The following is an 8,584-nucleotide window of genomic DNA, read 5'->3' on the forward strand; positions in this document are numbered from 1 at the left end:
GGGTCGTCGTGTCGCCTTCGGGGCTCGCGCCGCAGCCAAAAGCATGGAGCGCCAGCAGCAGCGCGCTGGACGTGAAGACAAATCGGTTCCGCATCAGGCAGGGGGTTTCCGTGCACGGGGGCCCTCGAGACGGGCAGCGGCCGCGACGCCTTCGCCGGCGGCCTCGTCACCCACGCTCCGTGCCCCCGGGCTCACGTGCCACGGGAGGTTCGGGCGCTCGGCTGGTCTCAATGGCCCGGTGAAAGCGTTCTCCAGCCAGGGACATTGCAAACCGCGGCGGAAGTGAACACTTCCCGTGGCCACAAGGGCCACCAGAGCCCCCGGCGGGACGCCTGCCTCCGGAGATACTTCCGTTTTTACGAAGTATCGCGCCTGGATTCTCTATTTGCCGAAGATAGCCAGGGCTCCTATCTGAGAGGGGTTGGCTCCCCGTGCCTTCCCCAGGTGAACGCCTTGGAATCATTCCAAACCATCGGCAGCCCCATCATGTGGGGCGGCTTCATCGCATTTGTCATCGCGATGCTCGCGCTGGACCTGGGTGTGTTCCACCGCAAGGCGCACACCGTGAGCTTCAAGGAGGCCGCTGGCTGGAGCGCGGTGTGGGTGAGCCTGTCGCTGGCGTTCAACGCCTTCCTGTGGTGGCGCTACGGCGCCGGGCCGGGCATGGAGTTCCTCACCGGCTACCTCATCGAGAAGTCGCTCTCCGTCGACAACATCTTCGTCTTCGTCGTCATCTTCTCCACGATGAAGGTCCCGGCCCTCTACCAGCACCGGGTCCTCTTCTGGGGCATCCTGAGCGCGCTGGTGCTGCGCGCGGTGATGATCTTCGCGGGCGTGGCGATGCTGGAGCGCTTCCACTGGCTCATCTACGTCTTCGGCGCCTTCCTCATCATCACGGGCGTGAAGCTCTTCATCCAGCGCAACCACGAGGAGCACCCGGAGGACGGCTGGCTGATGCGCACCGCCCGCCGCGTGATTCCCTCCACGCCGCACTTCGACGGGCAGCACTTCCTCACGGTGGAGAACGGCCGCAAGCTGGCGACTCCGCTGCTCATGGCGCTGATGCTGGTGGAGGCGTCCGACGTGCTCTTCGCGCTGGACTCCATCCCCGCCATCTTCGCGGTGACGCGCGACCCGTTCATCGTCTTCACGTCGAACATCTTCGCCATCCTGGGCCTGCGCTCGCTCTTCTTCCTGATGGCCGGGGCGATGGAGAAGTTCACCTACCTGAAGGTCGGCCTGTCCGGAGTGCTCGTCTTCGTGGGCGCGAAGATGGCGCTGGTGGACGTGGTGCACCTGTCCCCGGCCATCTCCCTGGGCGTCATCGCGCTGGTGCTGGGCGCCAGCATCGTGGCCTCGCTGGTGAAGGCCCGGAACACGCCGCCGCACGCGCCCAACGGTGAGCCGGCTTCGGACGTGAGCCGCGACACGGCGGCCCCCGCGAAGAGCTGACGCTCCCGCGGAACCAACATTTTTCCGGCTGTGGGTCCCATGGGGTGTGGGGCTCCGGGCCCGGGCCCTCGAAGTGCATGGGGGCTCGGGCCTCTTTTTTCAGTGAGCCCGCGACAGCTCCATGAACTCCAGCCAGGAGCGGATGGCGTCCTCGAACTCCTCCAGGGGCAGGTCCTGGGAGCGGCCGGGGATGGCCACCTCGCTGTGGATGGAGGCCCGGGCCCGGTTGAGTTCCAGGCTCCAGGTCTCCCCGGTGACGTCCCAGCGCTCCCGCCGTCCCTGCCGCAGTGACGCCAGCACGTTCAGCATCCCCTGCGCCCGGTTCGCATCCGGCCGCAGCTCCTGGGCGAGGTAGTCCGCCAGCACGTCGTCGGGCGGCAGGCCACTCACGACCGCCCGCCCCTGCTGATCCCACGTGAATCGCAATGTCCTGGGCACGGCCGTGAAGGTCGCACAGTCCGCGGATCGCCGGCCACGCCCCGCCCCCGCCGATTGCGCCGGAACCCGACACTGCGGCCCGGCCGCGTGCGGCAGCCAACGGGCGCCTCCGCCCCACGAACCACCGCGTGTTGGGAGCTGGAAAAGCGAAAGGCCGTGAGCCCCTGAGGACTCACGGCCTTGCTTTGAGTGGGCGCGGCAGGTTTCGAACCTGCGACCCCTGCCGTGTGAAGGCAGTGCTCTACCGCTGAGCTACGCGCCCTGCTGTCTGTGCCGCCCGCCGCGCCACCGCTGCGCAACGGACGCGGCGGTAAATGCCATTCGCCGCCGTGGGTGTCAACGCCTTTTCTAGGAGGATTCTTCCGCGAGCGCTTCCAGCTTCGCGTCCAGCTCGCGCAGGCGGCGCTTGAGGCCCGCGAGCTGCTTCCCCACGGCCTTGAAGTCCCCCTTCGGCGCGAAGTGCAGGGCCTTCATGACCTCTTCCTGCCCGCGGTCCAGGGCCTGCTTGCCGCGCTGGACCTTTCCAATGGCCTGGGCCACGGCCATGGCGCGCTTGTCGTCGGCCATGAGCTTCTCCATGGCCATGCTGGAGAGCCCCAGCGCCTGCTTCTTCAAGTCGTCCCGGATGCCCATGGTGGCGGTCCTCCTGGCCCTCAGGGGCCGTCGGGGAACTCGGTCTTCAGCGCAGCGAAGACGCGGTCGGCGATGCCCTTGTAGCGCATGCGTTCGATGAGCGGCTGCAGGTCCCCCCGCATGGAGATGCGGCGCTTGAGCACCGCCTCCACCGGGTCCAGCGTGCCCAGGAGCAGCTGCTTCCAGACGGAGTACGGCGCGCGGGCCAGGTACACCGGCTCCAGCTCGTCCAGGTCGTCCGGATCCGACAGCACGCGGGCCCGCTTGATGTCGCAGTCCCCGGGCTCCACGTGGATGACGAAGGACGTGTCCAGCTTGCCCTTCTCCGCCTCGATGACGGCCCCGAAGTCGCCCTTCCATCCCTTGCCGGCGATGGCGCACTCCGGATCTGCATTGGTGAGCCGGACGGCTTCGTCCAGCCATTCCTTCGACGGAAACTTCGGCATCGCGCCTCCCTACCCCCTACGGAAGATGCTCTTGATGCTGGAGAAGAGGCCGCGGTCATCGCTCGGCCCGCTGCTGCTCGACGGAGCAGCCGGCGTGTTGCGCGAGGCGACTTCCTGCAAGGCCTTCTTCAACTGCTCGGGCGTGTCGCGGGTGGCCAGATCCACCTTGCGCGACATGCCGCTCGCGTCCTCCACCTGCACCTGGAGGAGACACTCCTCGGTGAGGCGGAAGTCGATCTTCCGGCCCGCGGCGGCGGCCGGCACGCGGACGGTGCCCAGGTACTCGTTGTCCACCATCAGGTCGCTGTCGCCCTGGTAGATGTCCAGCTCGATGAACTGCGCGCCCGGCTGCGCCGGCGGCGGCAGGCGGAAGCTCTTCACCATGGGGATCAGCGAGTTCTTCTCGATGATGCGCTTCACGCGGCCGTTGGGCATCGCGTAGCCAATGGGCATGGACAGCGCGTCCAGCAGCGTCACCGCGTCGATGCTGCCCAGCGAGTCGCCCAGCAGCGCGGCGCCCAGGGCCACGCACTCGTCCGGGTGCACGCCCTTGCGCGGGGCCTTGCCGAAGTGGGCCTGGATCTTCTGCTGCACCAGCGGCATGCGGCTCTGGCCGCCCACCAGGATGATCTCGTCGATCTCCGAGCGGCTGATGCCCTTCTCCGCGAGCACCCGGTCGCAGATGTCGAAGGTGCGGTCCACCAGGTCGCCGGTGAGGTTGTTGAGGTAGTCGCGGGTCAGCGGGATGCGCAGATCCAACGGCTTGCCCTTGCGCTCCTCGATGTAGGGCAGGTCGATGACGACGTTCGGGATGAGCGTCAGGTCGATCTTCGCCGCCTCGGCGGCGTTCTTGATGCGCTGGAGGGCGATGGGGCTCCCGGTCAGGTCGACCTTGGTCTCGTCGCGGAAGCGCTCCAGCACGTACTCCATGATGCGGTTGTCGAAGTCCGCGCCGCCCAGGAAGGAGTCGCCGCCCGTGGCCAGCACCTCGAAGACGTTGCCGGCCAGGTGCAGCACGCTGACGTCGAAGGTGCCGCCGCCCAGGTCATAGACGAGGACCTTCTGATCCAGGCCCCGGTTGAACCCGTAGGCCAGCGCCGCGGCGGTGGGCTCGTTGACGATGCGCTTCACGTCGAAGCCGGCCAGCCGCCCGGCCTCCTTCACCGCGTTGCGCTGGTTGTCGTTGTAGTACGCGGGGACGGAGATGACGGCCGCGTCGATGGGGCCGCCCAGGAACTGCTCCGCGATGGTCTTCAGCTGCGACAGCACGAAGCTGGAGACCTGCGGCAGCGTGTAGAGCTTGCCGCCCAGGGTGACGGCGGTGTCCCCGTTGGAGTCCTCGACGATGTCGTAGGGGAAGTACCCCTTGAGGTCCTCCACCGCCTTCGAATGGTACTTGCGGCCGATCAGGCGCTTGGTGCCCCAGAGCGTGTTCTTGGGGTTGGTCACCATCTGATCCTTGGCGACGCCGCCGACCAGCAGGTCGTTCTTGGCGGACAGCGCGACCACGGAGGGCAGGATGAGGTTGCCGCGGTCCGTGGGGACGATCTTCGGGATGCGGTTGCGCACGGACGCCACCAGGGTGTTGGTGGTGCCCAGGTCAATCCCGACGATGCGAGGTCTGTCCGCCATGAAGGTCAACGTGCACGGCTCAGGGGGAGGCCGCGCCCGTCCTCACTCTCTAGCACGTCGAGGCGGCGCGTGCGCGTTTCTAGGCGGACGCTTCTTCCCTGACTGTAGTTCTGGCCAGCCTGCCCACCAGGGGGGCTGATTCCAGGGCCGGCCTACAGCTCCCGGTCGGGATCCGGCCCCAGGTCGCGCAGGCGGATCGGCCCGTCGGGCTCCGGGGGCGGGTGCGTCTCACACACCGCGTCAGGCCCCACCGGCAGCTCGGCCAGGAAGCGGGACGGGGTGAGCAGCAGCCGTCCGTCCTCCCGGGGCAGCGAGGTGTGGGGGTACACGAGCCACAGCGCCTCCCGGGCCCGGGTGACGGCGACATAGAAGAGGCGGCGCTCCTCCTCCTCGTTCTCCGGGTCCCGCGTGGCGAGCGACAGGGGGAATCTCCCGTCGGTGAGCCCCAGCACGAAGACGGTCCGCCACTCCAGCCCCTTGGCCTGGTGGACCGTGGTGAGGGTGAGCACGTCGTCCGGGGCCTCGCCGTCGCCCTCCAGGGCGGCCCGGGCGGAGAACTCGGCCACCAGGGCGATGGCGGACAGGAAGCGGGGCACGTCCTCGAAGCGGCCGGCGAACTCCTGGAGCTGGCGCAGATCCTCCGCGCGGGGGTCCGCCCCGTCCGGGGTGGCCGGGGGCTCGCGCGCCGCCAGCACCTCCGCGAGCAGCGCGCCGGGGCTCCGGGGCCTCCGGGGCTCCCGGGGCTCGGTGCCGGACAGGGTGGTCATCAGGGCCTGGAAGCGCTGGAAGCCGGCCTGCGCCTTTTTCGGTACGAGGGCCTGGACGTCCGGGTGGGCCAGCGCGTCCGCGAGGGACAGCTCCGGGGGCAGCGCGGCCAGGGCGGTCCACAGGTGCTCCGTGCTGGCGGTGCCCACGCCGGAGAGCCGCCGCGCGAGCCGCTTGAAGGCCAGCTCGTCGTTCCGGTGGTGCGCCCATCGCAGGTGGGCGAGCGCGTCCTTCACGTGGGCCTGCTCGAAGAAGCGCACCCCGGAGCGCACGCGGAATGGAATCCCGTGGCGCGTCAGCTCCAGTTGGAGCTCCAGCGAGTGCAGGTGGGCGCGGTACAGCACCGCCATGGACTCCAGGCGCTCCCCCCGGGCGCGCAGCTCCAGGACGCGCTCGGCGACGAAGGCGGCCTGGGCCTTCACGTCGCGGGTGGGCACCACCTGGGGCACGGGGCCGGGGGCGCCGTCGGACACGAGCGCCTTGGGGAACTGGCGGGTGTTGCGCGCGATGACGGCGTTGGCCAGCCGCAGCACCTGGGGCGTGGAGCGGTAGTTGCGCGTGAGCGGGTAGATGCCGCAGCCGGGGTAGCGCTGGGGGAAGTCGATGATGTTGGTGAACTCCGCGCCCCGGAAGCTGTAGATGGACTGGCAGTCGTCGCCCACGACGGTGAGGTTCTTGCGCTCGCCCACGAGCAGGTCCACGAGGTCGCCCTGGAGGCGGTTCGTGTCCTGGTACTCGTCCACGAGCACGCCCTGGAAGCGCCCGGTGAGCTCCGCGCGGATGGACGGGTGGTCCTCCAGCAGCCGCTTCAGGTGCGCCAGCAGGTCGTCGTAGTCCATCAGGTGCAGCTGCGCCTTGCGCTGCTGGAAGCGGCGCGCGGTGGCGAACACCTCCGGAGCCACGGGCAGCATCTCCCTGCGCCGGTCCACCAGCACCTGCGACACGGGCTGCTGGAGGTTGGTGGCCAGGGAGACCAGGTCCAACAGCGCGTCCGGACGCGGGAAGCGCTTGTCGCTTCTCAGCTTCCGCTCCGCCAGGCACGTGGCCATCAGGTCGCGCGAGTCCTCGCGGTCCAACACCGTGAAGCCGGTGGAGAAGCCCAGCGCGCCTGCGTGCTGCCGCAGGAGCACGTGCGCCGCGTGGTGGAAGGTGCCTCCGAGCAGACTGCCCACGTCCGCGAAGCCGCCGGCCAGCTCCTCCACGCGGCGGATCATCTCGCGCGCGGCCTTGTTGGTGAACGTGAGCAGCAGCAGCGACGACGGCGGGACGCCCCGCTCCAGCATGCGCGCCACGCGGTACGTGAGCGTGCGCGTCTTGCCGGAGCCCGCCCCGGCGATCACGAGCACGGGCCCCTCCCCTGCTTCGACGGCCGCGCGCTGCTCGTCGTTGAGCGCGCCATCCAGGTCCAGACGGCGCGACGGCGCTCCGGAGGGGACGGCGTGGTTCAGCGGCAGGGGGGCGGCCATGGGGGGCTGGGACTCTAACCGCCGCCGTCGGGTCCGCCAGTCCGTCTCAGGGAGGGGTGGATCCAGCCAACCGGGAGGCCGCCGCGGCGCGGACCTCCGGGGAGGGATCGCGCTCGCGGGCCAGCTCCAGCAGCAGCGTGCCCACGGGCTTGGGCAGCTTCGCGCTCGACGCCTGCTGGAGCGCCTGGGTGCGCTCCTTCACGCCTTGCGACAGCCGCTCGGTGACCTGTTGATCAGCGCAGGTGCGCACACCGGGGTGCTGCTGGCGCAGGAGCAGCTCCGCGTCCGCGAGCTTCGCCTCGGCCAGACGCACGGCGTCCTGGGCGGTGCGCTCGAAGGTGGCCATGTCCTCGGGGAACTCCGTCTTCTCGTTGCGGACCCGCGCGATGGCCTGGGCCGCGAAGCGCGCGTCCACCACCGCCGCGCAGAGCTGACGCGCCGACGCCAGGGGCACCCCACCCTCCGCGGACACCAGCTCCTCGCGCGCGGTCGTCTGGGCCCACACCGCGAGCTGCCGGGCCGCCACCGCCGCGGAGAACGCCTGTTTGCGCTGCTCGCGCAGCTGCACCCAGCGCCAGAGCACCACCGGATCCGTGCCGCCGGACTCATAGACGCGCTGGTACTGGCTGGCGGCCTGCTCCAGCTGGCCGCTCAGGTCCAGGAGCGCCGCCACGGTGATGTAGAGCTCCGGGCTGCTGGCGCGCTCACGCAGGGACTCCAGCCGCACGGCGACTTCGTAGCCGGCCACGGGCGCGGGCAGCGCGGAGAGCACCGTGCGCAGCGACGACAGCGCGTTCTGGCGGATCAGCGGGTTGCGCGCCGTGCGCAGCGCCTCCAGCAGCGGATCCACCGCGCGCACGGAGACGTGCTGGCCCAGCTCCTCCGCCGCCTGCCAGCGGTCCAGCGGATCCGGCGCCACGAGCGCGCGCTTCAAATCCTCCAGGTCGCGCAGGTAGTGGCCCGCCTGCATCGCGCGGGCGGCGGGCTCGGTGCGGGAGAGGGCAACCTGCTCCTCGCGGGCGCGGGCCAGGCGCGCGGGGAAGCCGGTCAGCTTCGGCCCCAGCGGGTGGACCTTCACCTTCGCCTCGGCCTCGTCCACCAGCCCGGAGACGAGCAGCCCCTCCACCTCCAGCTCCAGCAGCTTGACGCGGACCTCCTCGCGGTGCGTGCCCGCGGGGAAGTCGCGCAGGTAGGCGAAGAGCTTCCCGGCGTCCCGGGCCTGGGCGAAGGACTCGTCGTCCAGCTTGCGCTCCAGCTCCTCGCGGCGCGCGCCGGCGGCCTCGCCCTGGAGGAGCTGGGACACGCGCTTGAGGTCCGTGGTCGTCTGGACGTCGCGCTCCTGGGCCGCCTGAAGCTTCGCGCGCGCCTCGTCGCGGTGGGCGCCGTCGGGGTGCTCGGCGAGGAACTGCCGCCACCCGGCCTCCGTGTCCGCCTCCTTCGCCGCGTTGAAGCGCAGGCCCTCCAGCAACGACTTCGCCCGCTGCAGCTGCGGCGCGTCCGGGTACGTCTCCAGGAAGCGCTTGTAGGCGATGACCGAGTGCAGCCGCTTCGCCTCGTCGAACTCCAGCCCCTCGATGCGCCCCTGGGCCGTGGTGGCCTCGGGATCCTCCGGGTTCTCGCGCAGGAAGTCCTGGTAGGCCTGCACGGTGTCCAGCTCGCTGGCCTTCTCGAAGGACATGTGCGTGCAGCCGGTGGCCAGGAGCACGAGGGCGAGGGCGCGTCGGAAGGTGGGCATCCCCTCCAGCAATACCC

General features: G+C 70.1%; 7 protein-coding genes and 1 tRNA gene. 1 reads left to right on the forward strand and 7 read right to left on the reverse strand.

The features are described 5' to 3' along the window. The first annotated feature begins 486 nt into the window (after positions 1-486). Positions 487-1,452, forward strand: coding sequence for a TerC family protein (locus D7W82_RS36605; RefSeq protein ID WP_370451127.1), 966 nt, complete (start codon positions 487-489; stop codon positions 1,450-1,452). 99 nt (positions 1,453-1,551) lie between these two features. Here D7W82_RS36605 and D7W82_RS36610 read toward each other — a convergent pair whose 3' ends face one another. The 7 genes from D7W82_RS36610 to D7W82_RS36640 all read right to left on the reverse strand — a co-directional run bounded on the left by D7W82_RS36610 (position 1,552) and on the right by D7W82_RS36640 (position 8,567). Then, positions 1,552-1,842: a hypothetical protein gene (locus tag D7W82_RS36610; protein ID WP_014397451.1), complete on the reverse strand. Its 291-nt coding sequence runs from the start codon at positions 1,840-1,842 to the stop codon at positions 1,552-1,554. A gap of 238 nt (positions 1,843-2,080) precedes the next feature. Continuing rightward, a tRNA-Val gene (locus D7W82_RS36615) sits at positions 2,081-2,152 on the reverse strand. A gap of 86 nt (positions 2,153-2,238) precedes the next feature. Then, positions 2,239-2,523, reverse strand: coding sequence for a hypothetical protein (locus D7W82_RS36620; protein ID WP_120622729.1), 285 nt, complete (start codon positions 2,521-2,523; stop codon positions 2,239-2,241). Between the two features lie 20 nt (positions 2,524-2,543). After that, positions 2,544-2,969: a hypothetical protein gene (locus tag D7W82_RS36625; protein ID WP_120568017.1), complete on the reverse strand. Its 426-nt coding sequence runs from the start codon at positions 2,967-2,969 to the stop codon at positions 2,544-2,546. A 9-nt stretch (positions 2,970-2,978) separates the two neighbouring features. Next, positions 2,979-4,601 carry an Hsp70 family protein gene (locus tag D7W82_RS36630; RefSeq protein WP_120622732.1) on the reverse strand — a complete coding sequence of 541 codons (1,623 nt, stop codon included), beginning with the start codon at positions 4,599-4,601 and terminating at the stop codon, positions 2,979-2,981. A gap of 152 nt (positions 4,602-4,753) precedes the next feature. Continuing rightward, on the reverse strand, positions 4,754-6,832 hold the full coding sequence (locus D7W82_RS36635) for an ATP-dependent helicase (protein WP_120622730.1): 2,079 nt from the start codon (positions 6,830-6,832) through the stop codon (positions 4,754-4,756). 46 nt (positions 6,833-6,878) lie between these two features. Then, positions 6,879-8,567, reverse strand: coding sequence for a HEAT repeat domain-containing protein (locus D7W82_RS36640; protein ID WP_120622733.1), 1,689 nt, complete (start codon positions 8,565-8,567; stop codon positions 6,879-6,881). Positions 8,568-8,584: the final 17 nt, after the last annotated feature.

This window comes from Corallococcus sp. CA049B, from assembly GCF_003611685.1.
GTDB lineage: Bacteria > Myxococcota > Myxococcia > Myxococcales > Myxococcaceae > Corallococcus > Corallococcus coralloides.